Source organism: Sphingomonas rustica (assembly GCF_039652585.1).
Taxonomy (GTDB): domain Bacteria; phylum Pseudomonadota; class Alphaproteobacteria; order Sphingomonadales; family Sphingomonadaceae; genus Sphingomonas; species Sphingomonas rustica.
On sequence record NZ_JBDIZK010000004.1, the window covers coordinates 247,066 to 270,592 of the forward strand.

At 67.6% G+C, this 23,527-nt stretch carries 25 protein-coding genes; 9 read left to right on the plus strand and 16 right to left on the minus strand.

Going from position 1 to position 23,527, the window contains the following annotated elements; translation table 11 throughout:
* Positions 1-161: 161 nt before the first annotated feature.
* The 5 genes from rpsO to TPR58_RS08915 all read right to left on the minus strand — a co-directional run bounded on the left by rpsO (position 162) and on the right by TPR58_RS08915 (position 3,194).
* Positions 162-431 carry a 30S ribosomal protein S15 gene (gene rpsO, locus TPR58_RS08895; protein WP_346246281.1) on the minus strand — a complete coding sequence of 90 codons (270 nt, stop codon included), beginning with the start codon at positions 429-431 and terminating at the stop codon, positions 162-164.
* A 16-nt stretch (positions 432-447) separates the two neighbouring features.
* Entirely contained in the window at positions 448-1,344 is an 897-nt protein-coding gene (truB, locus tag TPR58_RS08900) for a tRNA pseudouridine(55) synthase TruB (RefSeq protein WP_346246282.1), read from the minus strand.
* A gap of 46 nt (positions 1,345-1,390) precedes the next feature.
* Entirely contained in the window at positions 1,391-2,080 is a 690-nt protein-coding gene (locus TPR58_RS08905; RefSeq protein ID WP_346246283.1) for a site-2 protease family protein, read from the minus strand.
* A 95-nt stretch (positions 2,081-2,175) separates the two neighbouring features.
* A complete protein-coding gene (locus TPR58_RS08910; RefSeq protein WP_346246284.1) occupies positions 2,176-2,568 on the minus strand; it encodes a DUF6491 family protein in 393 nt (130 codons plus the stop codon).
* A gap of 41 nt (positions 2,569-2,609) precedes the next feature.
* Complete coding sequence (locus TPR58_RS08915; protein ID WP_346246285.1) at positions 2,610-3,194, minus strand: thymidine kinase; 585 nt, start codon at positions 3,192-3,194, stop codon at positions 2,610-2,612.
* 164 nt (positions 3,195-3,358) lie between these two features.
* On the opposite strand from TPR58_RS08915, the gene TPR58_RS08920 reads away from it, so the two are divergent.
* The 7 genes from TPR58_RS08920 to TPR58_RS08950 all read left to right on the plus strand — a co-directional run bounded on the left by TPR58_RS08920 (position 3,359) and on the right by TPR58_RS08950 (position 12,879).
* Positions 3,359-5,239, plus strand: a complete 1,881-nt coding sequence (locus TPR58_RS08920) for an alpha/beta hydrolase family protein (RefSeq protein WP_346246286.1) — start codon at positions 3,359-3,361, stop codon at positions 5,237-5,239.
* Positions 5,240-5,390: 151 nt separating this feature from the next.
* Entirely contained in the window at positions 5,391-5,945 is a 555-nt protein-coding gene (gene rimP, locus TPR58_RS08925) for a ribosome maturation protein RimP (protein WP_346246287.1), read from the plus strand.
* Between the two features lie 4 nt (positions 5,946-5,949).
* Positions 5,950-7,572: a transcription termination factor NusA gene (gene nusA, locus TPR58_RS08930; RefSeq protein WP_346246288.1), complete on the plus strand. Its 1,623-nt coding sequence runs from the start codon at positions 5,950-5,952 to the stop codon at positions 7,570-7,572.
* Entirely contained in the window at positions 7,553-8,302 is a 750-nt protein-coding gene (locus TPR58_RS08935; RefSeq protein ID WP_346246289.1) for a DUF448 domain-containing protein, read from the plus strand. The genes nusA and TPR58_RS08935 overlap by 20 nt, the downstream gene beginning before the upstream one ends.
* A gap of 8 nt (positions 8,303-8,310) precedes the next feature.
* Complete coding sequence (gene infB / locus TPR58_RS08940) at positions 8,311-11,091, plus strand: translation initiation factor IF-2 (RefSeq protein ID WP_346246290.1); 2,781 nt, start codon at positions 8,311-8,313, stop codon at positions 11,089-11,091.
* 136 nt (positions 11,092-11,227) lie between these two features.
* Entirely contained in the window at positions 11,228-11,641 is a 414-nt protein-coding gene (gene rbfA / locus TPR58_RS08945) for a 30S ribosome-binding factor RbfA (protein WP_346246291.1), read from the plus strand.
* A gap of 98 nt (positions 11,642-11,739) precedes the next feature.
* Positions 11,740-12,879 (plus strand): PQQ-dependent sugar dehydrogenase, encoded by a 1,140-nt coding sequence (locus tag TPR58_RS08950; protein WP_346246292.1) that lies wholly within the window; start codon positions 11,740-11,742, stop codon positions 12,877-12,879.
* A 35-nt stretch (positions 12,880-12,914) separates the two neighbouring features.
* Here the strand turns inward: TPR58_RS08950 and TPR58_RS08955 are convergent, their stop codons facing one another.
* On the minus strand, positions 12,915-13,295 hold the full coding sequence (locus tag TPR58_RS08955; protein WP_346246293.1) for a PaaI family thioesterase: 381 nt from the start codon (positions 13,293-13,295) through the stop codon (positions 12,915-12,917).
* A complete protein-coding gene (locus tag TPR58_RS08960) occupies positions 13,292-13,720 on the minus strand; it encodes a PaaI family thioesterase (RefSeq protein ID WP_346246294.1) in 429 nt (142 codons plus the stop codon). Before TPR58_RS08960 ends, TPR58_RS08955 begins: the two co-directional genes overlap by 4 nt.
* 124 nt (positions 13,721-13,844) lie before the next feature.
* Between TPR58_RS08960 and TPR58_RS08965 the strand changes: the two genes are divergently transcribed.
* A complete protein-coding gene (locus TPR58_RS08965) occupies positions 13,845-14,624 on the plus strand; it encodes a crotonase/enoyl-CoA hydratase family protein (RefSeq protein WP_346246295.1) in 780 nt (259 codons plus the stop codon).
* A gap of 7 nt (positions 14,625-14,631) precedes the next feature.
* Here TPR58_RS08965 and TPR58_RS08970 read toward each other — a convergent pair whose 3' ends face one another.
* The 9 genes from TPR58_RS08970 to TPR58_RS09010 form a co-directional block, all read right to left on the minus strand.
* Positions 14,632-15,156 carry an SRPBCC family protein gene (locus tag TPR58_RS08970; protein ID WP_346246296.1) on the minus strand — a complete coding sequence of 175 codons (525 nt, stop codon included), beginning with the start codon at positions 15,154-15,156 and terminating at the stop codon, positions 14,632-14,634.
* Positions 15,156-15,620 (minus strand): SRPBCC family protein, encoded by a 465-nt coding sequence (locus TPR58_RS08975; protein ID WP_346246297.1) that lies wholly within the window; start codon positions 15,618-15,620, stop codon positions 15,156-15,158. The genes TPR58_RS08970 and TPR58_RS08975 overlap by 1 nt, the downstream gene beginning before the upstream one ends.
* On the minus strand, positions 15,617-15,943 hold the full coding sequence (locus TPR58_RS08980; protein ID WP_346246298.1) for an ArsR/SmtB family transcription factor: 327 nt from the start codon (positions 15,941-15,943) through the stop codon (positions 15,617-15,619). The genes TPR58_RS08975 and TPR58_RS08980 overlap by 4 nt, the downstream gene beginning before the upstream one ends.
* Before the next feature lie 44 nt (positions 15,944-15,987).
* On the minus strand, positions 15,988-16,299 hold the full coding sequence (locus TPR58_RS08985) for a YciI-like protein (protein ID WP_346246299.1): 312 nt from the start codon (positions 16,297-16,299) through the stop codon (positions 15,988-15,990).
* 8 nt (positions 16,300-16,307) lie between these two features.
* Positions 16,308-17,258 (minus strand): EamA family transporter RarD, encoded by a 951-nt coding sequence (gene rarD, locus TPR58_RS08990; RefSeq protein WP_346246300.1) that lies wholly within the window; start codon positions 17,256-17,258, stop codon positions 16,308-16,310.
* A gap of 24 nt (positions 17,259-17,282) precedes the next feature.
* Entirely contained in the window at positions 17,283-18,104 is an 822-nt protein-coding gene (locus tag TPR58_RS08995; RefSeq protein ID WP_346246301.1) for a protein phosphatase 2C domain-containing protein, read from the minus strand.
* A 69-nt stretch (positions 18,105-18,173) separates the two neighbouring features.
* The gene (locus TPR58_RS09000; protein ID WP_346246302.1) at positions 18,174-19,475 is read right to left on the minus strand and encodes a dihydrolipoamide acetyltransferase family protein; all 1,302 of its coding nucleotides are present in this window, start codon (positions 19,473-19,475) and stop codon (positions 18,174-18,176) included.
* On the minus strand, positions 19,475-20,479 hold the full coding sequence (locus TPR58_RS09005; RefSeq protein ID WP_346246385.1) for an alpha-ketoacid dehydrogenase subunit beta: 1,005 nt from the start codon (positions 20,477-20,479) through the stop codon (positions 19,475-19,477). Before TPR58_RS09005 ends, TPR58_RS09000 begins: the two co-directional genes overlap by 1 nt.
* A 41-nt stretch (positions 20,480-20,520) precedes the next feature.
* Positions 20,521-21,792: a 3-methyl-2-oxobutanoate dehydrogenase (2-methylpropanoyl-transferring) subunit alpha gene (locus TPR58_RS09010; RefSeq protein ID WP_346246303.1), complete on the minus strand. Its 1,272-nt coding sequence runs from the start codon at positions 21,790-21,792 to the stop codon at positions 20,521-20,523.
* A 201-nt stretch (positions 21,793-21,993) separates the two neighbouring features.
* Between TPR58_RS09010 and TPR58_RS09015 the strand changes: the two genes are divergently transcribed.
* The gene (locus TPR58_RS09015; RefSeq protein WP_346246304.1) at positions 21,994-23,514 is read left to right on the plus strand and encodes a M20/M25/M40 family metallo-hydrolase; all 1,521 of its coding nucleotides are present in this window, start codon (positions 21,994-21,996) and stop codon (positions 23,512-23,514) included.
* The last annotated feature ends 13 nt before the right edge of the window (positions 23,515-23,527 follow it).

Genomic DNA, 23,527 nt, shown 5'->3' on the forward strand with positions numbered 1-23,527 from the left:
CGATTTGTGTGAGCCGAGAGTGGCTCGTTTGGGGTCGGCCGAATTGCCTTCCCCGCATCGCATTCCCGCACGAGGCGGCAACACGGTTGCCAGCGTGTCACGCTGGGGCCCGGCGGTTACGCCGGAATGACAAAAAGGCGACCCGAAGGCCGCCTTTCCGGTTACTTGCGAAGACCGAGCTTCGCGATCAGTGCGGTGTAGCGCTCCGCGTCCGACTTCTTGAGATAGTCGAGCAGCGAGCGGCGCTTGTTGACCAGCATCAGCAGGCCGCGGCGCGAGTGATTGTCCTTGGCGTGCGTCTTGAAGTGCTCGGTCAGGTTGACGATCCGTTCGGTGAGGATCGCGACCTGGACTTCGGGGCTGCCGGTGTCGCCCTGTGCGCGGGCATGTTCGGTGATCAGCGCTTCCTTGCGCTCGGGAGTGATCGACATCGTCGTCCTTTCTTCATTACAGGTTGAACCCGCGAACGACCCGGACGAATCCGGCCTGAGCCTCCACCAGCGCGATCGGGGTTTCCCCCAGCAGCGCGAAATATTGGCCATCGTCAGCGTGCGTCCCGGCCAGAACCTGCCCCCTGCGGAGCAGCCCTGCCTGGTCGGGATCGAGGGGTAGAGCCGGGATGTCGTCCAGCCCCGCCCTCAGCGGCAGGAGGTAATGTTCAAGCGTGCGGCCCTTACCCGCATCGGCCAGAATGTCCAGCGAAATCGCGGCATCCAGGTCGAACGGCCCCGCCTTGACCCGGCGAAGCATGGTGACGTGGCCGACGCTGCCGATGGCCAGCGCGATATCGCGCGCGAGGCTGCGGATATAGGTGCCCTTCGACACATGCGCACGCAGCGTGACCGATCGAAGCGCATCGGCATCGCCCTCGACGCTCAGGACCGACAGCTGGTGGATCGTGACCGCCCGGCTGGCGAGGACCACCGCCTCGCCGGCGCGCGCCAGGTCATAGGCGCGCTCGCCATCGACCTTGAGCGCCGAATAGGCCGGCGGCACCTGGTCGATCGGACCGGTGAAGCGCGGCAGCACCGCCTCGACCGCGCCCGGCGCCGGTCGGACATCGCTGGTCGCGGCCGGCACGCCTTCTGCGTCCAGCGTATCGGTCTGGACGCCGAAGTCGACGGTGAAGTCGTAGATCTTGTCGCTGTCGAGCATCCGCCCGGCCAGCTTGGTCGCCTCGCCCAGCGCGATCGGCAGCACGCCGGTCGCCAGCGGATCGAGCGTGCCGCCATGCCCCACCTTGAACTTGCCGTAACCGCCGTCGCGCAGCGCGCGCTTCACCGCGCTCACCCCCTGGGTCGAACCTAGCCCCAGCGGTTTGTCGAGAATGATCCAGCCATGCATCGTGGCGCCTTTAGGTAGGCGACCGGCCCGCGGCAATGCCCGGGGATCAGGCTCCGACCGTAACGCCGGCGCTGGCGAGAAACGCGCGGACGACGCCGAACACGAGCGGCGAGATCACCTGCTGGAAGATGTTGAGCTGCGGAGAGAGCAAAGGCAGCACGAAGAAGAGCAGGACGACGATCAGCAGGCCATAGCGCTGAATATCCTCGAACCGGGCGGCCATCGATGGGGGCAACAGCCCCTGAACGATTTGCGCGCCCGGGAAGGGCGGAATGGGAACGAGACTGAAGATCATCAGGAAGACGTTGATGGAAACCAGATTCAGCAGGTTGTGGCTTATGAAGACCCCGAACGGACCGGAGCCGCCTTGAGCCATGCCGGACGGGAGCCAACCGAGCAAAGTCGCGCCAAGCGCGGCGAGCAGCAGGTTGGTCACCGGTCTGGCAAAGCCGACGAGCACGCTGTCGAGACGCGGGTTCTTGAGGCGATTGATGTCGAGCGGAAACGGCCTGGTCCAGCCGATCACCGGCGCCCCGGCGGCAATCAGCGCGAGCGGGATAAGCACCGTCCCCAGCGGATCGACATGGACCAGCGGGTTAAGCGACAGGCGCCCACGCTCCTTGGCGGTGCCATCGCCCAGCAGGTTGGCGACCAGCGCCGGCACCAGGTCGCTCAGAACGAGCGACAGCATCAGCGGCAGCAGCCAGGTGGCAATTCGGTACAACAGGTCGACCAAGCGTCGTCACTCCGCGGGTGCGATTTCGCGCGGACCTAGGCGCGGGAGCGCGTGGTGACAATGGCGGCTCTGTCCAGCCGCCATCGCGCTTATCCCTACGTCGCCTGCTTTGCGGCCTTGTGACCGCGCGCCGGCGGCGCGTCGCTGCGGACCAGGCTGGTGATCATGCAGCGGTCGTGGCCGACGACGATGCTGTCACCGCGGGACAGGCTGCTGGACCCGCCAAAGGTCTGGAAGCCGACGCGGATCGCGAAGGGCAGATCGAAACATGGCCCCGCCAGCTCGGCATGGTACCAGGTGCGGCGCTGATCCTGCAGATAGATGCCGTGGCCGTCATCGTCGGGCGTGAAGGTGCGGATCCCCATCGTCGTGGCGAACGGAATCTCGGCCTCCTGCGCCTTCATCGGCGGTGCCGAATGAGCGGCGGCGGTGGCGACGGGCAATGCGGCAAGCAATGCCGGGACGAGCAGGATGGACTTCAGTTTCATCGGGCATTTCCTGTGACCAAGAACAGCCCCCTTCCACCCACTCAGATAGGCACGCCGGTGCGCTGCATGAAGTGCTTGCGACACATTGCGACATATCTCTCATTGCCGCCGATTTCCTTCTGCGCACCCTCGCGCACCGCATGCCCCTCATCGTCGACGCGCAGGTTCATCGTCGCCTTGCGACCGCACTCGCACACCGACTTGATCTCGACCAGCGCGTCGGCCAGCGCCAGCAGTTCGGCGCTGCCGGGGAACAGCTGCCCCTGGAAATCGGTGCGCAGGCCGTAGCACAGCACCGGGATGCCGACCTCGTCGGCGAGATGGGCGAGCTGCCGCACCTGGGCCGCCGACAGGAACTGCGATTCGTCGACCAGGATGCAGGCGAGCGGTGCGCGGAAATGCTCCGCCTCGGCCAGGACGCGCAGGTCGGTGCCGGCATCGAACGGAATCGCATCCGCCCTCAGGCCCAGGCGGGAATCGATCACGCCATGCCCCCCGCGGTCATGTGCCGCGGCGGTGAACAACAGGGTGCGCATGCCCCGCTCGCGATAGTTGAAATCGGCCTGGAGCAGCGTGGTCGATTTTCCCGCGTTCATCGAGGCATAGTAGAAATAGAGTTTGGCCATCGCACTGTCCTAGGCGCTGGCCGGATGCCCCACAATGGCCCGGACAAGCGCAACCCGTCCTGATCCCGGCCGGATCGGAACGGCCCCGATACGCGTCTGTCCGTGCTTGCCGCCGGCGTTGCCGCCGGTCATGTTGCGTTCATCATGTGACGGGGGTCCATGCCATGAAGCAGTTGCTGATCGTCGCCGCGCTTGCGTTGGGTATCTTGCACCCCGCAATGGCGCGCGCGTCCGATCCGGCAGCGCCCCCGGCCGCAACGCCGACGCTTCCCAGCGCCGCCGACCTGGTTGCGCCGCCGGTCCTCGGCGAGCCGCAACTGTCCCCCGACGGCACCCGCGTCGCCGCGCTCGGGCAGGTTCGCGGCGTGCCGACGCTGATACTGGTCGATGTCCGCTACGCCGACCATCGCAGCGTGCCGGTCCCCCTGCCCGCGGGCCAGAGCCTCGACAGTTTCAATTGGGCCGGCGACCGACTGCTGGTGCTCGGCCTGCGCAGCGCGGACCGCACCCGGTATCTCGTCCGTGACATCGCCGCCGGCACCGACGTCGCGATCCGGCGCGACGGCCGGATCATCCATATCGATCGCGCCGGGCGGTTCATGCTGTTGAGCGGGGGCGATCCCGAATCGCCCGGCGTCTTCCGCGTTGACCTGTCGACCGGCGCCTCCGACCGGATCGTCGCGCCGCAAAAGGGGGTGCGCACCTGGTATGCCGATGGCGACGGGGTCGTGCGCGCCGGGCTGGCCTGGGCCGGCGGCCGGCCGGCCATGCTGTACCGCGCCGGCGAGGACCAGAGGTTCACGCGAACGCCTCAGTCGACCAGCGATACGCCCGAGATCGAACAGATGGTTCCGGTCCGCGGCACCGCCCAGGGCTATGCCATCGCCGGATCGGCGAAGGGACGAATTGGCCTCTATCAGTATGATTTCGGCGCCAACCGACTGGGTGCGCTGATCTACGAGCATGCGCGCGTCGACCTGGACGGGTTCGAGACCGATCGCAGCGGCAGGCTGGTCGGTGCGATCTTCACCGAAGACCGCGAGCAGGTGCGATGGCTCGACCCGGCGATGCGCGCGCTCCAGCGCCGCGTCGATGCGGCGCTGCCCGGTCGGGCGAACCGCATCCTGGCCAGCAGCGATCCGCGCCTGCTGGTGTGGAGCATCGCCGATGGCGAGGCCGGCGGCTGGTTCCTGTTCGATCGGGCGTCCGGCCAGGCGACCCTTCTGTCGAACCCGCGCGCTGCGCTGGACGGCAAGCGGCTCGCCACGGTGCGCCCGGTCCGCTTCGTCGCGCGCGACGGCCTGCACCTGGGCGGCTACCTCACCCTGCCGCCCGGCCGGGGCGACAAGGGGCTGCCGCTGGTGGTCATGCCGCATGGCGGCCCGTTCGCCCGCGACACGGCGGATTATGACAGCTGGGTCCAGTTCCTGGCGACGCGCGGATACGCGGTGCTCCAGCCCAATTTCCGCGGCTCGACCGGATTCGGACGCGACTTCGAGACGCTGGGCGACGGGCAATGGGGCCGGGCGATGCAGGACGATATCGACGACGGCGTCGCCTGGCTGGCGCGCGCCGGCACGATCGACCCGAAGCGGGTGTGCATCATGGGGGCATCGTTCGGCGGCTATGCCGCGATGTGGGCGGCGATCCGAAACCCCGACCAGTATCGCTGCGCGATCAGCTATGCCGGCGTTTCCGACATTGCCGCGCAGCTCGCCTTCGACAAGCCGACCTTCGACAGCGGACGGTCGTTCCGCGGGTGGCAACGCCGCATCCAGGGCGACGGCGCCTTCCCGCTCGATTCGATCTCGCCGTTGAAACAGGCGGCGCGAATCCGCATCCCGCTGCTGATCTCCCATGGCACCGCCGACGAGACGGTGCCGTTCGACCAGTCGCTGAGGCTGCACCGCGCGCTGGAGAAGCTGGGCCAGCCGCACGAGTTCGTTCCCTATCGCGGCGAATATCACTCGATCCGCGTACCGGCGAACGAGGCCGACTTCCTGACCCGGGTCGGCGCGTTCCTTGCCAGGCACAATCCCGCCTGATCCTCCGGGCGGCCTGAACCGCATTGGGGACTTGCCGGAACGGCCCAGGCGACGTATATCCCCGCTTGCTTTCTCGACATCGTCAAACATGCCGAGCCGGAACCGGAAGGTTCCCGGCAGCGAAGGCGCATACTCGTTTGCAAGGAATCGCATGGCGGACATCGCCGCACTGACCGCACTGACCGCATTGATCGAACCGGAGACGCAGGCGCTCGGGCTCGCCTTGGTGCGCGTCAAGATGTTCGGCGGACAGTCCGATCCGACGCTGCAGGTGATGGCCGAGCGGCCCGACACCCGCCAGCTGTCGATCGAGGATTGCGCCGCGCTGTCGCGCCGCATCTCCGACCGGTTCGACGCGCTCGAGGCGGCCGGCCGCGATCCGATCGACCATGCCTATCGGCTCGAGGTCAGTTCGCCCGGCATCGACCGCCCGCTCACCCGCCTCCAGGACTTCGAGGACTGGAAGGGGCATGAGGCCCGCGTCAACCTGACCGAGCGCACCGAGGACGGCCGCAAGCAGCTGACCGGCATCCTGATGGGCATCGAGGGCGATTCGATTACCGTCGACGTCCGCAAGCATCGCGAAGTCACGGTGCCGTTCGCGCAGGTGCTCGACGCCAAGCTGAACATGACCGACGCACTGATTGCCGCAACCGCGCCCATCTCGACCGAAGGCGCGGACCAGATCATCGAAGTAGAAGGGTAAGAGGATGGCCACTGCCATTTCCGCGAACAAGGCCGAACTGATCGCGATCGCCGATTCGGTCGCCAAGGAAAAGCTGATCGATCGCGCCATCGTGATCGAGGCGATGGAAGACGCGATCCAGCGCGCCGCCAAGAACCGCTACGGCATCGAGAACGACATCCGCGCGAAGCTCGACCCGCAGTCGGGCGACCTGCGCCTGTGGCGCGTCGTCGAGGTGGTCGAGGCGGTCGACGACTATTTCAAGCAGGTCGACCTGAAGGGCGCGCAGAAGCTCCAGAAGGACGCGAAGATCGGCGACTTCATCGTCGATCCGCTGCCCCCGATCGAGTTCGGCCGCATCCAGGCCCAGGCATCGAAGCAGATCATTTTCCAGAAGGTCCGCGACGCCGAGCGCGAGCGCCAGTTCGAAGAGTTCAAGGACCGGGTCAACGAGATCATCACCGGCGTGGTGAAGCGCGTCGAGTTCGGTCACATCGTGGTCGACCTGGGCCGCGCCGAGGGCGTGATCCGTCGCGACCAGCAGATCCCGCGCGAAGTGGTTCGCGTCGGCGACCGCGTCCGTTCGATCATCCTGAACGTGCGCCGCGAGAATCGCGGACCGCAGATCTTCCTGAGCCGGGCGCATCCCGAGTTCATGAAGAAGCTGTTCGCCCAGGAAGTGCCCGAGATCTACGACGGCATCATCGAGATCAAGGCCGCCGCGCGCGATCCCGGCAGCCGCGCCAAGATCGGCGTGATCAGCCATGATTCGGGCATCGACCCCGTCGGCGCCTGCGTCGGCATGAAGGGCAGCCGCGTGCAGGCCGTCGTGCAGGAGATGCAGGGCGAGAAGATCGACATCATCCCCTGGTCGCCCGACACCGCGACCTTCGTCGTCAACGCGCTGCAGCCGGCGAACGTCAGCCGCGTCGTGATCGACGAGGAAGACGACCGCATCGAGGTGGTGGTGCCCGACGACCAGCTGAGCCTGGCGATCGGCCGCCGCGGCCAGAATGTCCGCCTGGCCAGCCAGCTGACCGGCAAGGCGATCGACATCCTGACCGAGGCCGACGCGAGCGAGAAGCGCCAGCGCGAGTTCGTCCAGAATTCCGAGATGTTCCAGAACGAGCTGGACGTCGACGAGACACTGGCGCAGCTGCTGGTGGCCGAAGGCTTTGGCAGCCTCGAGGAAGTCGCCTATGTCGAGCTCGACGAGCTGGCGACGATCGAGGGCTTCGACGACGAGCTGGGCCAGGAGCTGCAGAGCCGCGCGCAGGAAGCGCTGGACCGCCGCGAGGAGGCGAACCGCGAAGAGCGTCGCGGCCTGGGCGTCGAGGACGATCTGGCAGCGATCCCGTATCTGACTGAGGCGATGCTGGTCACGCTGGGCAAGGCGGGCATCAAGACGCTCGACGACCTGGCCGACCTGGCGACCGACGAGCTGGTCGAGAAGAAGCGGGTCGAGCCGCGCCGCCGCAACGAGGATGCGCCCAAGCGCCCCGAGCACAAGGGCGGCATCCTGGCGGAATATGGCCTGAGCGACGAGCAGGGTAACGAGATCATCATGGCAGCCCGCGCGCACTGGTTCGCGGACGAAGAGCCGGCAACCGCCGGTGGGGAGGACGCTGTTGCGGACCCCGAACGATGAGAACCCGTCGCTAGACAGCGCCGATGGTCCGATCCGGAAATGCATCATTTCCGGAGACCGTGACGCGCGCGAGCACCTGGTCCGCCTGGTGCTCGCGCCGGACGGAGACGTGTGGCCCGACGTCCGCGCCAAGGCGCCCGGACGCGGCGCCTGGATCGGCACGACCCGCAGCGAACTCGAGGAAGCCCAGGCCAAGGGCAGGCTGAAGGGCGCGCTGGCGCGTGCCTTCAAGACCGGCGACTTCCGTATCCCCGCCGACCTGGCCGAACGGATCGAGACGCAGCTTCAGCGCGCCGCCTTCGATCGCCTGGGACTCGAGGCCAAGGCCGGCTTCGTCGTCACCGGCGGCGAGAAACTCGACAAGGCGGCGCGGATGGGCAAGCTGCGGATGCTGTTGCACGCCGCCGATGCCGGCGCCGACGGTGCGTCGAAGCTCGCCCAGGCCTGGCGCGTGGGCAGCGACAGCGAAGGCAGCGGCCTCAAGGGGTTAACATTGCCGGTCCCGCGCACCATATTGTCAATGGCACTTGGCCGCGAAAATGTGGTACATGCCGGCCTTATAGACGCCAAAGCGGCCAAACGGGTGAGCCACGCGCTCGACCGGTGGCTGCATTTTATCGGACCCGATCCTGCTCGACGCTCTTGCGAATCCGTTTCGCAGGGCACATCGGCGCTTCCGCCGGATGGATCGCGGACAGACGAAAACGACGCATTGACTGAAGGACTTTGAGCAGGCGCATGAGCGACAACGAAAACGAAAAGCCGAAACTGGGCATGCGCCAGCCGCTGGGCCTCAAGCGCACGGTCGAAACGGGCAAGGTGAAGCAGAGCTTCAGCCATGGCCGTTCGAACACCGTGGTGGTCGAGGTCAAGCGTCGCCGCGTGCTCGGTCCGCAGGGCCAGCCGGTGCAGGACGAAGCGGCACCCGCCGCCGCCGCACCCGCGCCCGAACCGACCCCCGCACCCGCCGCACCCGCGCCGGCCCCTGCGCCGCGTCCGGCAGCCGACAATCTTTCGCCGCAGGAGCGTCAGGCCAAGCTTCTGCGCGAGGCTGACGAGCAGCGCATGCAGGCGCTGGAAGAAGCGCGTCGCCGCGAAGAGCGCCAGCGACAGGAAGCCGCTCAGGCCGAGGCGCGCCGCATCGAGGAAAAGGCACGCGCCGAGGCCGAGGCCGCGAAGGCGCCCGAGCCTGCGCCTGCGCCTGCCCCCAAGGCGGAAGAGCCCGCCCCTGCGCCGGCTCCCACGCCTGCACCTGCGCCGACGCCCGTTGCCGCTGCGCCGACCCCGGCTCCGGCACCTGCACCGACCGCTGCCCCGGCGCCCGCACCGACTCCCGCTCCGAAGCCGGCCCCCACGCCGGCTCCGGCGCCCGAGCCGTTCATGCTGCAGCTGGATCCGAACCGTCCTGCGCCGCGCCGCTTCACCCCGGTGCAACGCCCGGAAATCCCGAAGCCCGAGCCCAAGCCCGAGCCGCGTCAGGAAAGTGCCGCGCCCGCCGCACGCACCCCTGGTTCGCCGGCACCGGTCCAGGCGCGCCCTCAGCCGGCGGGTGCCGGTGCGGCCGCGCCGCGCCGTCCCGAGCCGGCCCGCCCGGCCCGCACGGCCGGCCGTCCCGGCGACGATCGTCGCCAGTCGGGCAAGCTGACCGTAACGCGTGCCCTGGGCGGCGACGATGGTGCGCGTGCGCGCAGCCTCGCCGCGCTGAAGCGCGCCCGCGAAAAGGAAAAGCGTTCCTATGGCGGCCCGCGCGAGCCGCAGGCGAAGCAGGTCCGCGACGTCGTCGTCCCCGAGGCGATCACCGTCCAGGAGCTGGCGAACCGCATGGCCGAGAAGGGCGCGGATCTGGTCAAGGCGCTGTTCAAGATGGGCATGCCCGTCACGATCAACGCGACGATCGACCAGGACACCGCCGAACTGCTGGTCACCGAATTCGGCCATAATATCCAGCGCGTCAGCGATGCCGATATCGACCTGGTCGAGACCGAGGCCGATGCCGACGAGACGCTGCAGCCGCGTGCCCCGGTCGTCACGATCATGGGTCACGTCGATCACGGCAAGACGTCGCTGCTCGACGCCCTGCGCGGCACCGACGTGGTCCGCGGCGAGGCCGGCGGGATCACCCAGCATATCGGCGCCTATCAGGTCACGCTGAAGGACAAGTCGAAGATCACCTTCCTCGACACGCCGGGCCACGAGGCCTTTACCGAGATGCGTGCGCGCGGCGCCGACGTCACCGACATCGTCGTGCTGGTCGTGGCCGCCGATGACGGGCTGATGCCGCAGACGATCGAGGCGATCAACCACACCAAGGCGGCCGGCGTGCCGATGATCGTGGCGATCAACAAGGTCGACAAGCACGAGGCGAATCCGCAGCGGATCCGCGAGCGTCTGCTCGAGCACAATGTGCAGGTCGAGGAGATGGGCGGCGAGACGCAGGACGTCGAAGTGTCGGCGCTGAAGAAGATCGGCCTCGATACGCTGGTCGAGAAGATCCAGCTCCAGGCCGAACTGCTCGAACTGCGCGCCAATCCGGATCGCGAGGCCGAAGGCACCGTGATCGAGGCGAAGCTCGACAAGGGCCGCGGCCCGGTCGCGACGATCCTCGTCAACCGCGGCACGCTGCGGGTCGGCGACGTGTTCGTCGTCGGCGCCGAGAGCGGCAAGGTCCGCGCACTGGTCAACGACAAGGGCATGCAGCTCAAGGAAGCCGGTCCCTCGGTTCCGGTCGAGGTGCTGGGCCTGTCGGGCGTGCCGATGGCGGGCGATCCGCTGCAGGTCGTCGAAAGCGAAGCACGCGCCCGCGAGGTCGCGGCCTATCGTGCCGGCGTCATCCAGCAGAAGCGCACGACCAACACGCCCGCAAGCCTGGAGAGCATGTTCTCCGCGCTGAAGGAGAAGCAGGCGATGGAGTATCCGCTCGTCGTCAAGGCGGATACCCAGGGCACGGTCGAGGCGATCATCGGCTCGCTGAACAAGATCTCGACCGACGACATCAAGGTCCGGATCCTGCACTCGGGCGTCGGCGGCATCACCGAGAGCGACGTGAACGTGGCTGCGGCCTCGGGCGCGCCGATCATCGGCTTCAACGTCCGTCCGAACGCCAAGGCGCGCGAGATCGCCGAGCGGAACAAGGTGGCGCTGAAATATTACGACGTCATCTACGACCTGACGGACGAGATCCGCGCCGGCATGGCCGGCCAGCTTGGCCCCGAGGCGTTCGAGACCGTCGTCGGCCGCGCCGAGATCCGCGAAGTCTTCTCTGCGGGCAAGCATGGCAAGGCAGCCGGTCTGCTGGTCACCGAGGGCGTCATCCGCAAGGCGCTCAAGGCGCGCATCACCCGCGACGACGTCATCGTCTATGTGGGCGAGATCGCGTCGCTGCGTCGCTTCAAGGACGATGTTGCCGAAGTCCGCGCCGGCCTCGAATGCGGCGTGACCTTCAGCAACAACTTCATCGACATCAAGGCCGGGGACTATCTCGAGACCTTCGAGGTCGAGCTGCGCGAACGCACGCTGTGACAAGGCCCTTCTCCCCTGGCGGGAGAAGGACAGGGCCCGGGCCGGCGGCTCGGGAGGAAATGAGGGTGACGGCCGGGCCGTCGCCCTCTTTCCACATCACCGGCCCGTCGCCGGCCGATGTGGGCAAGAGGTTCGAATGAAGCACGCCGAAACCCCGGAAAACCGTTCGGTTCGCCTGTTGAAGGTGGGCGAGCAGGTCCGTCACGTCCTGTCGGACATCCTTGCGCGCGGGGATGTGCATGACGACGTGCTGGCCAAGCATCTGGTGTCCGTCACCGAGGTACGGATGTCGCCCGACCTGAAGCACGCGACCGTGTTCGTGAAGCCGCTGTTGGGCAAGGACGAGGCGGTCGTGCTGAAGGCGCTGCGCACCAACACCGCGTTCCTGCAGAGCGAGGTCGCGCAGCGGGTGAACACCAAATATGCCGCGCGGCTGAAATTCCTGCTGGACGAGAGTTTCGACGAGGGCACCCGGATCGACCAGCTGCTGCGCGATCCCAAGGTCGCGCGCGACCTGGACGAGGATGGCGCGGAGGCAGCCGAGGCCTGAGCGCCCGGCGGGAAGCCGAGCCTTCACGATCATTTGACGCGGACCCCTGGCCCGGCACACACGTTGCGCATCCGACCCCCCGGATAGAGGAGACGATGATGCGCAAGGCCAGGGCCTTATTGTTGCCGACGATCGCGGTGCTTGCCGCCTGCAACCAGGGAAGCGACGCGGTCGCCCAGTCGAGCCCGTCGACCAGCGGCGCAGCGCCCTTCACCATCACCGAGATCGCCGATTTCGACTCGCCCTGGGCGATGACCTTCCTGCCCGACCGGCGCATGCTGGTGACCGAGAAGCGCGGCCAGCTGATCCTGGTATCGGCCGACGGAAAGACCCGCTCGGTCGTCAGCGGGACACCGACAGTGTCCAGCGCGGGCCAGGGTGGCCTTATGGACGTGGTGCTCCATCCCGGTTTCTCCCGGAACCGCCTGGTCTATTTCAGCTTCTCCGAGGCCAACGCCAAAGGCCTGAAGGGCGTCGCGCTGGCCCGCGGGACGCTGAAGGACGGGGCGTCTCCGTCGCTGGAGAATGTCCAGGTCATCTTCCGCGCCACCCCCTATGTCGAGGGCGACGGCCATTTCTCGGGCCGGATCGCGTTCGCACCCGACGGCCATCTGTTCTTCACCAATGGCGAGCGGCAGAAGTTCGACCCTGCCCAGGACCCCAAGGCGACGCTGGGCAAGGTCCTGCGCCTGAACGACGACGGCACGCCCGCGGCGAACAACCCGCTGGCAGCCAAGGGCTTCCATCCTGCGGTCTGGTCCTATGGCCATCGCAACCTGCTGGGCATTGCGTTCGACGCGCAGGGCAATCTGTGGGAGCAGGAGATGGGCCCCAAGGGCGGCGACGAGGTCAACCTGATCCTCCCCGGCCGGAATTACGGCTATCCCAAGGTGTCGAACGGCAGCCATTATGACGGCCGCGACATTCCCGATCACAAGCCCGGCGACGGGTTCGAGGCGCCCAAGGTGTGGTGGAACCCGGTCATCTCGCCGGGCGGCCTGATGGTCTATTCGGGCAAGCTGTGGCCGCAATGGAAGGGCGACCTGTTCATCGGCGGCCTGTCGAGCAAGTCGCTGGTGCGGGTCGACGTGAACGGCACCGACGCGGCCAAGGGCGACCAGTGGGACATGGGCGCGCGCATCCGCGAGGTCGAGGAGGCGCCCGACGGATCGATCTACGTCCTCGAGGACGGCGGGGATTCGCAGGGCCGGATGCTGAAGCTGACGCCGAAGGGCTGAGTGGGCGAAGCGGGGCGGCGGTGCCGCCCCGCGGCTCAGCGCACGATCAGATAGTTCATGCGCGCCGCGGCGATCGGCCTGGCGGGATCGTCCTGCCAGGCGGTCGCCTCGACATTGGCGACGCGGTTGCCGAGCCGGGTGACGGTGCCGCGCGCATGGGTCGCTTTCTCTCGCCCGCCGCGCATATAGTCGATGGTGACGTTGACCGGCTTGATCCTGCCCCCGCCCTCGGCCTCCAGCGCCTGGTGCAATGCGGCGATCGCCGCAACCTCCAGCAGCCCGCCGATCGCGCCGCCGTGCAGGAAGCCGGGCCGGCCGATAACCGTGTCGGCGAATGGCAGGGTCAGCACCGGCATGCCGTCCACCGACGCCATGGTGATGCCGAGCGCGTCGGCATAGGGCGGCAGCGCCCTCACTTGTACGATCCCGTGGTCATGAAGGTCCCCGCCACATGCGCCAGCGGATCGTCCGGGTCGCCGTCATGCGCCTGCCCGCGAACAAAGGCGATCGAGCGGGTGACGCGGTAGCATTCGCCGCGGCCGATGACGGTCCTGCCCGGCGTGGCGGGACGGAGATAGTCGATCCGCAGGTCCAGCGTGGCATGGGGATGGAACATGCCGAGCTTCAGCCAGACGCCGATCGATGTGGCCATGTCCATCATCGCCAGGATCGGTCCCGAGGCGAGCACGCCCGACTCCGGATCCCCGACCAGATCCTCGCGCCAGGGCAACTGCAGCTCGGCCCAGTCCGCGCCATAGGTGCCCAGCGTGATGCCGAGCAGGCCGCCATGGCCGCCAATCCGGCTGGAGAAGAACCGTTCGGGATCGAAGACGAAGCTCATGGACGCGCGCTTAGCAACGGCGAGGCGATGCGCCAAATCAATCGACCATGTCGCCGGGGACGCCCCGGTGGGCAAGGCGCGCGATTTGACCTAGTCATGGCGCAACGCATCACGGGAGAGGCAGATGAGCGAGCAGCGGGTGACGATCGCGATCAAGGGCGGCGTGGCGGATGTGCGGCTGACCCGCGCGGACAAGATGAATGCGCTGGACCCCGCGATGTTCGAAGCGATCGTTGCCGGCATTGCCGAGCTCGACGCCACGCCCGGCCTGCGCGCGGTGGTGCTGTCGGGCGAGGGTCGCGCATTCTGCGCCGGGCTGGACATGGCGAGCATGGCGTCGGGCGGATCCGGGATCGACATCATGACCCGCACCGCCGGCCCCGCGAACATCGTCCAGCAGGTCGCCTGGGGCTGGCGCGCGCTGAAGGTGCCGGTGATCGCCGCCGTCCATGGCGTCGCGTTCGGCGGCGGGCTTCAGATCGCCAGCGGCGCCGATATCCGCATCGCTGCCCCGGACACGCGCCTGTCCGCGATGGAGATGAAATGGGGGATCGTCCCCGATATGGCGGGCTTTGCGCTGTGGCGCGGGCTGGTGCGCGACGACGCGCTGCGCGAGCTCGTCTATACCGCGCGCGAATTCGACGCGGCGGAGGGGGAACGGCTGGGATTCGTGACGCGAATCGCCGCCGACCCGCATGCCGAGGCGCTGGCGCTGGCGCAGACGATCGCCGGACGCAATCCCGACGCGATCCGTGCCGCCAAGCGGCTCGCCAATCACGAAGGCGATGCGGCCTCGATGCTGATGGCGGAAAGCGTCGAGCAGAAGGCGCTGATGCGCAGTCCCAACCAGGTGGAGGCAGTGATGGCGAACCTGCAGAAGCGCGCGCCGGCCTTTACCGACTGACCCCCGATCAGGTCAGCGCCGCGGCGACGGCAGCCTCCGACTGCGCATGCAGCGCCCAGAAGTCGCGCACCGGCCGGCCGGCCAGCCGCGACTGGAGCACTGCAAGATGCGAATGCCAGCCGCCGCCGAAATTGGCCATCGGTGCCGGACCGCTGATCCCGCTATGCACCAGCGTGAGGCGCGTCCGCCCTTCGCCGGCATCGGCCAGCTCGAAACTGGCCACACCCTCGCGACCGCCATCCCAGGTAAATGCCAGGCGCCGGGGCGCCGCGACCTCGGTGATGCGCTCCCGGCCCGTGGCGCCCTGGTGCGCCGCATATTTCTCCGGATAGGGGACGTCATCGGCCGACAGGGCATCATGGTCGAAGACGAGGGTTGCCGCTCCGCCTTCGCACAGTTCCATCTCGCCGCCGGCGAACCACAGGGCGCGCAGATCGGACTCGGTCAGGTAGCGCCACACGGTCTCGACCGGCGCATCGAGGATGCGGACCATGCGGATAGTGTCGGGCCCGAGACGTTCCACGTCGATCATCATGAGTCTCCTGTCAGTGTCGCAAGGGTGTCGAGCATCATCGTCCAGCCCGCACGGGTCCGGTCTGCCCAGTCCGACCAGGCAGGATCCAGTTCATGGTGGAGGGTCAGGGTGCAGCCGCCGCCGTCGCGCGAGACGATATCGATCGCGACCCGCGACCAGTCGGCGTCGGCTTCCCCGTCGATTCCCGCCGCGAACAGGAAGACCAGCCGCCGCGGCCGGTCGATCACCTCGAACCGCATGCGGTGACGCGCGTCGCCCTGTGCGCGACGCTCGACGATCAGGGCGTCACCGCCGACACGAGCGTCGATCTGCACCTGCAGCATCTCGCCATCGGACGTGGCGAACAGGAAGCGTCGCGCCATGTCGGGATCGAGCCAGGCATCGAATACGCGCTCGGCGGAAGCTGCATAATCGCGCGTGACGGTCAGCGACAAGGGCGGCCGGCCGCTGTCCCTGCTCATTGTCCCGCCTCCTCGCCGAGCAGCGCGTCGAGCCGGTCGAGCCGCGTGGTCCAGAACGTCTCCCATTGCCGCAGCCATTGCTGGGCCTCGGCCAGCGGGTCGGGCCGCAACCGGCACAGCTGGGTCCGTCCCACCTTCCGCCGGGCGACCAGCCCTGCACCTTCGAGGACCTTCACATGCTTGGACGCACCGGCGAAGCTCATCGCGAAGGGCTGGGCCAGTTCGCCGATGCTCTTCTCGCCGGAAGCAAGCGATGCGAGCATGAACCGCCGGGTCGGATCGGCCAGCGCCTGGAAGGTGGCATCGAGTCGTTGTTCAACCATGTGGTTGAATATGGCACACCACCCCAGATAGTCAACCGACCGGTTTAACGATCATTCGGGTGAACCGGCGTGCTGGCGTCGGCACCGACCACGGTGGTCCAGCGATGCACGCGCCAGCGCGTGACGAGGCCCGCCGCGACATAGGGATCGTCCTGGGCAAATGTCTCGGCAGCCTCCGGCCCCTCACCCTGGAACAGCAGCATCGCCTGCGCCGCGGGATCGGCGAGCGCGCCGCCCAGCAACAGGTCGCCGCGTTCGACCGATCGCCACGCAAGCGCCAGATGCGCCTCCCGAAACGCGGCACGTCGTTCCAGATAATCGGGCGCGAGATCATAGATCAGGAGATAATGGGCCATGTCGGTTCCTATTCCGGCAGCATCGGGCGCACCGGCCGGCTGGCGCGCCAGCTGTCCCAGGCATATAGGGCGCAGCCGCTCCAGATCAGGGCGAAGGTCACGATATTCTCGGCGTGCAGCGCTTCGCCGAACACGAACACGGCCAGCATGAACTGAAGCGATGGCGAGGTATACTGGATCAGGCCGAGCGTGGACAGCGGCAGCCTGCGGGCGGCACCGGCGAACATCAGCAGCGGGACGGCGGTGATCGGTCCGGCCAGCGCCAGCAGAAGGTCGAGCCCGCCCGACTGGCCCCATGCACTGGTCCCGTCCCGCATCGACAGGAACAGCAATCCGGCAGCGAAGGGAGCGATGAGCAGCGTTTCGACGGTGAGGCCGCCCAGCGCATCCATCGCCATCACCTTTCGCAGCAGGCCATAGAGGGCGAAGGTGGCGGCGAGCGCGAGCGAAACCCAGATCGCACCGCCGCCGCTGAACGCCATCACCGCGACCCCGGCCGCCGCGATCGCGATCGCCATGCCCTGCACGCGGCGAACCCGCTCGCCGAGCACGGCCACGCCGAGGGCGACATTCACCAGCGGGTTCATGAAATAGCCCAGGCTCGCCTCCAGGACATGATCGCTGACCACTGCCCAGATGTAGATGAGCCAGTTGGTCGCGATGATGGTCGCGCTGGCGAACAGCAGCACCAGCGTACGCCCCCGCGCCGCGGCGATCAGCGCCCGGACCCGCTTCAGCACCAGGATGAGCCCGATCAGCAGGATGAGCGACCACAGCACGCGATGGGCGAGAATCTGCCCCGCGGGCACGCCCTTCAGCTGATGGAAATACAGCGGCAGGATGCCCCACAGGCCATAGGCGCCGAACGCCAGCAACAGGCCCGTCGACGCACGGGAGGAAGAAGCACCGGACATGCCCCTGCCATCGCGCGACATGTCGATCAGGGCAAGCCGGCACATTCCGGCACGGCCTGGCCCTGTCGGTCAGGCGATCCGCAGCCAGAGCGCGGTGGCGTCGTCGGACCGTTTGAACCGGGGATAGCGGGTGCAGTCGGCATCCTCCGCCTCGATCCGTCGAAGGCGCATGGCGAGGCCGGCAAGCCCCTCGACCGGCAGCAGCGCCGCCAGCCCCTCCTCGTCCAGCGCGCTATAGCTGTCGACCGGCGCGGCGAAGCCGTCGGTCATCAGCAACAGGTCGTCGCCGGGCGCGCAGGGAATCCGGGCCGTCTCCAGATGATCGATCATCTCCGGTTCGACCGAGAGGACGCGGATGCCCGGCCGGCCGCGGCGGGCGCGAAGCGTCTCGAGGATCGGCGCGCTCTTCTTCGGCGCGCCCAGCCCGTGATGCGCCAGGCTGGAGGCGGTCGCCGTCTCGGCATCGCGCGTCTCGCGCACCGGGCCGAGGCGGATGACCCGGTCGCCGCGGATCAGCAAGGCGACGCAATCTCCCAGCCACGCCGCTTCCAGCGCATCACCATCCAGCCGTGCCGCGAGGAACGACGCGATCGGCAATTCCCAGCGCCCTTCGGGATCGCGGGTCCGCGCCGCCGCATAGGCCGTAGCGATCCGGTCGGCCACGCCGCGGCACAGGGTCGCGATCGGCGCGTCCGGAGCAGCGGTGAACGCTGCCTGGGCCTGATCGGCCAGCCATGCGGCCCCGCCCCGCGGGCCGACCAGTCCTGGACCGCCCAGGTCGGTCGCCCCGTCGATCACCCAGGCATGGGCATGGGCGCTGCCGACACGATCGTCATTGGGAATCGCGGCGTCGCCGGCGAGGCTGAGCGACTGGATCGGGTCGAAATACATGGGCCCCGCCTAGCGCGCGCATGTGACACGCTCCAGACAGGGCCCGGCATTGGCTTATCTGGCCGGGCGTCAGTCGGCGAAGAGCAGCACCGGCGTCTCGAGCAGCTTCTTCAGCGCCTGGACATAGCTTGCCGCGTCCCAGCCATCGACGACGCGGTGGTCGCAACTGATCGACAGGTTCATCAGCTTGGCGCGGACGATCTCGTCGCCGTAGAACATCGGACGCTCGACGATCTTGTTCGGGCCGATGATCGCCACCTCGGGACGGTTGATCACCGGAGTCGTCGCGATGCCGCCGAGCGGACCGAGCGAGGTGACGGTGAGCGTCGAACCCGACAGCTCTTCCGACTTCGCCTTGCCGGTGCGCGCAGCCTCGGCGAGGCGGGTGATCTCGGTCGCAAGCTGCCAGACATTGCGGTCCTGCGCGTCGCGGATCACCGGGACCATCAGCCCCGCATCGGTCTGCGTCGCCATGCCCAGATGAACCCGGCCGTGGCGCGTCACCACGCCGGCCTCGTCGTCATAGCGCGCGTTGAGCATCGGGAACTGCGGAATCGTGCGGCAGATCGCGACGATCAGGAACGGCAGCATGGTCAGCTTGGGACGCGTGCCGCGATTGGCGTTCAGATCGCCGCGCATCGCTTCCAGCGCGGTGACGTCGATCTCGTCGACATAGGTGAAGTGCGGGATCGTCCGCTTCGACGCGGCCATGTTCTCGGCGATGCGGCGACGCATGCCGATCACCTTGACCGGCTGGTCGTCGCGCGCGCGGCTGGCATGCGGGGCGTGATAGCCCTCGCCCGACCCATAGCGAAGATAGGCGTCGAGATCGGCATGGCGGACGCGGTCGCCCTCGGTCTTCACCGAAGCGAGGTCGATGCCGAGATCCCTGGCGCGCTGGCGCACCGCGGGCGAGGCGAGCGCATGGCGATCGGCAGTGGCAGGTACGACCGGCTCGACACGCGCCGGACTTGCCGGTGCCGGGCTTGGCGCGACCCCGTCGTTCGGCGCCGGAGCCGCCGCGACGGGCTCTGGCGCCGCGGTCTCGGCAACCGAAGCCTCGTCGACGCCGGGCGTTTCCGCCGCGATCTGGTCCTCGACCGCCTCGGGCACCGGTGCTTCGGCCTCGCCCTCGGTCTCGATCACCACCAGCGTCGACCCGATCGCGATCTGGTCGCCGACCTCGCCGGCAAGCGAGAGCACGACGCCGGCGACCGGAGATTCCATCTCCACCGTCGCCTTGTCGGTCATCATGTCGGCCAGCCGGCCATCCTCCTCGACACGGTCACCGACCTTGACGTGCCATTCGACGATCTCGGCCTCGGCAATGCCTTCGCCAATGTCGGGCAGACGGAATTCGAAGCGCGCCATCAGTTCCTCATGACCTTCTTGAGTGCTTCCCCGATCCGGACCGGTCCGGGGAAATAGGCCCATTCCAGCGAGTGCGGATAGGGCGTGTCGAACCCGGTGACGCGCTCGATCGGCGCCTCCAGATGATAGAAGCAGCGCTCCTGGACGAGCGCGGCAAGCTCGGCGCCATAGCCGCCGGTGCGGGTCGCCTCGTGGATGATCACGCAGCGCCCGGTCTTCTTCACCGACGCCTCGATCGTTTCGATGTCCAGCGGCACCAGCGTGCGCAGGTCGATGATCTCGGCGTCGATCCCGGTCTCCTCGACCGTGGTCGTCGCGACATGGACCATCGTGCCATAGGCAATGATCGTCACGTCGTTGCCAGGACGGGTGATCGCCGCCTTGCCCAGTTCGATCCGGTAATAGCCCTCGGGCACCTCGCCGCCGGGATGGTTGGCCCAGGTCGTCGCCGGCTTGTCGTAATGGCCGTGGAACGGGCCGTTATAGATGCGCTTCGGCTCGAAGAAGATCGTCGGATCATTGTCCTCGATCGATGCGATCAGCAGGCCCTTGGCGTCATAGGGCGTCGACGGGATCACCGTCTTCAGGCCCGAGACATGGGTGAAGATGCCTTCCGGGCTCTGCGAATGCGTCTGCCCGCCGAAGATGCCGCCGCCGAAGGGCGAGCGCACCGTGATCGGTGCGGTGAAATCGCCTGCCGAGCGATAGCGAAGCCGCGCCGCCTCCGACACGAGCTGGTCGAGCGCGGGATAGATATAGTCCGCGAACTGGATCTCGGGGACCGGGCGCAGGCCATAGGCACCCATGCCGACCGCCACGCCGATGATGCCGCATTCGGTGATCGGCGTGTCGAACACGCGGGTCTTGCCATATTTGGCCTGCAGGCCCGCAGTGGCGCGGAACACGCCGCCGAAATAGCCGACATCCTCCCCCATCACGACGACGCCGGAATCGCGCGCCATCATCACGTCCATCGCGGAGTTGATCGCCTGGATCATGTTCATGCGGGTGGTGGTGCCCGCTTCGGTTTCGATCACGTCGTCGCTCACAGCCCGGCCGCCTTCTGCTCGTCCAGCATCTGCTTTGCCTGTTCCTTCAAATGCCAGGGGGTTTCCTCGAACACCCCTTCGAACATCGTCTCGAACGGCTGGTGCATGCCATGGCCGAGGATGCCGTTCTTCTCAGCTTCCTTCTGCGCCGCCTTGACCATCTCGGCGAGTTCGAGGTCCTGCGCCGCGTGGCGCTCCTCGTCCCATTCGCCCAGCGCGATCAGGTGCTGCTTGAGCCGGACGACGGGATCGCCGAGCGGCCAGGCGCTGGGCTCACCGGCCGAGCGATAGGCGGTGGGATCGTCCGAGGTCGAATGGCCTTCCACGCGATAGGTGAAATGCTCGATCAGCGTCGGTCCCTGGTTGGTCCGCGCCCGTTCGGCCGCCCATTGCGTGGCGGCATAGACCGCGAGGATGTCGTTGCCGTCGACGCGCAGCCCGGCAATGCCATAGCCGATCGCGCGCGCCGCAAAGGTGGTCGCCTCCGCCCCGGCGAAGCCCGAGAAGGACGAGATCGCCCACTGGTTGTTGACGACGTTGAAGATCACCGGCGCGCGGTAGACGGTCGCGAAGGTCAGCGCCGAGTGGAAGTCGCCCTCGGCGGTCGAGCCTTCGCCGCACCAGGTCGCGGCGATCCGGCTGTCGCCCTTGGCCGCGCTGGCCATCGCCCAGCCGACCGCCTGCGGATATTGCGTGGTGAGATTGCCCGAGATCGAGAAGAAGCCGGCTTCCTTGACCGAATACATGATCGGCAGCTGGCGGCCCTGCAGCCGGTCGCCCTTGTTCGAATAGATCTGGTTCATCATGTCGACGAGGCTCCAGCCCCGCGTCAGCAGAATTCCCTGCTGGCGATAGGACGGGAAGCACATGTCCTCGTAATCGAGCGCGGTCGCCGCACCGACCGAGACCGCCTCCTCGCCGCTCGACTTCATGTAGAAGCTGGTCTTGCCCTGGCGCTGTGCGCGGAACATGCGCTCGTCGAACGCACGGACCAGCGCCATGCTGCGCAGCATCTTGCGCAGCGTATCGGGATCGAGCTTGGGATCCCAGGGGCCCACCGCATTGCCCTGATCGTCGAGCACGCGGACCAGCGTGTAGGCGAGATCGTGGAACTGGTCCGCCTTCTCCGCGGTGTCGGGGCGCCGCTGGGCACCGGCAGGCGGCACTTCGATCTCGGTGAAATCGACCGCGTCGCCCGGGCGGAACTTGGGTTCCGGCACGTGCAGCGACAGCGGGGGCAGGTTGGAACGATCACGTTCGACCGACATGGGCTCTCCGAAAACAATTCCGTCCCCCGTGCCGTAGAACGCCCGGGAGCTCGTTTCGGAGCCTTGTTATAAAATTTCAAACGACGACGCAAGAAGGTCAGTGCTGCTGACCTTAAATGTCGTTTTGGTTGCAGGCCCAGCCGATGGACAGCGCGTCGGGGACAGCGGATAGTCGGGGCTCAACCAGGGGGAGCATGACCAATGCCGACGCATCATGTCGATCGACGTACCCTTCTCGCCGGCGCCGCAATCGGTGCCGGCGCGCTGATTACTCCGGGACCCGCACTGGCCCGGTCGGGCGATCTCGCCGCACTGGAGCGCGCGGTCATGGCCGGGCGAGACGACTCGATCAGGCGCATCCAGGAATGGATCCGGACTCCGGCGATCGCCGCCGAGAATCGCGACATGCAGAAGGGCGCCGACTATATGGCGGCGCTTGCGCGCGACGCCGGGTTCACCGACGTCGAGATCGTGCCGACCGACGGGCATCCTGGCGTGTTCGGCGTGCTCGATTCGGGCGCAAAGCGGACGCTGGGCATCTATTTCATGTATGACGTGAAGCAATATGACGCGACCGAATGGTCGTCGCCGCCGATCGAGGCGCGGCTCGTCGACAAGCCCGGCTTCGGCAAGGCGATCGTCGGTCGCGGCGCGGTGAACCAGAAGGGACCGCAGGCCACCTTCCTGGCCGCCCTGCATGCGTTCAGGAAGGCCGGACGCAAGCTGCCGGTCAATCTGGTGCTCGTTGCCGAGGGCGAGGAGGAGATCGGCTCACCCAATTTCCGTCAGATCGTGACCAAGCCGCACATCCTGGCGGCGCTCAAGCGGTGCGAGGGCATCTTCCTGCCGGCCAGCTGGCAGAACAGCCAGGGCGCGGTCGACGTCAATCTGGGGGCGAAGGGGATCATCGAGCTCGAGCTGATCGCCAGCGGCGAGAAATGGGGCCGCGGCCCAAAGAAGGACGTGCATTCCAGCCTGAAGGCGATGGTCGATTCGCCCAGCTGGCGGCTGGTGCAGGCGCTGCAGACCCTGGTCACGCCCGACGGCAACACCCCGGCGATCGACGGCTGGTTCGACACGGTCCGCCCCCTGAGTGCGCGCGAGAAGGCGCTGATCGCCGAGAATGCCGCGCACGACAGCGAAGCCGACATGAAGCAGGGCCTGGGCGTGCCCGCCTGGATCGACGACCTGCCCTTCGCCCGGGCGCTGGAACGGCTGGCATCGCAGCCGACGGTGAATATCGAGGGGCTGGTCGCCGGCTATACCGGGCCGGGCGGCAAGACCGTGCTGCCGGCGCGCGCGGTCGCCAAGATCGACATGCGGCTGGTGCCGAACCAGACCCGCGCCGATTGCGAGGCGAAGCTTCGCGCGCATCTCGACAAGCGCGGCTTCACAGATATCGAGGCGAAGGTGAGCGGCGGCTACGACCCGACCGAGACCGCCGAGGACAGCCGCCTCATCCGCGCCGAGCTGGCGACCTATGCGCGCCAGGGGGTGAAGGCGACGCTCAATCCGCGGCTTGCCGGATCCTGGCCCGGCGCGGTGTTCACCAGTGCGCCGGTCTCGCTGCCCGCCGGCCATTTCGGCATCGGCCACGGCGCCGGCGCGCATGCGCCGGACGAGTATCTTGTGATCGATTCGACCAACCCGAAGGTCGCGGGTCTGGAGAAAGCGACCATGGCCTATATCGATTTCCTCTACGAACTCGCCGCGATCAAGTGACGCGGCCCGCCCG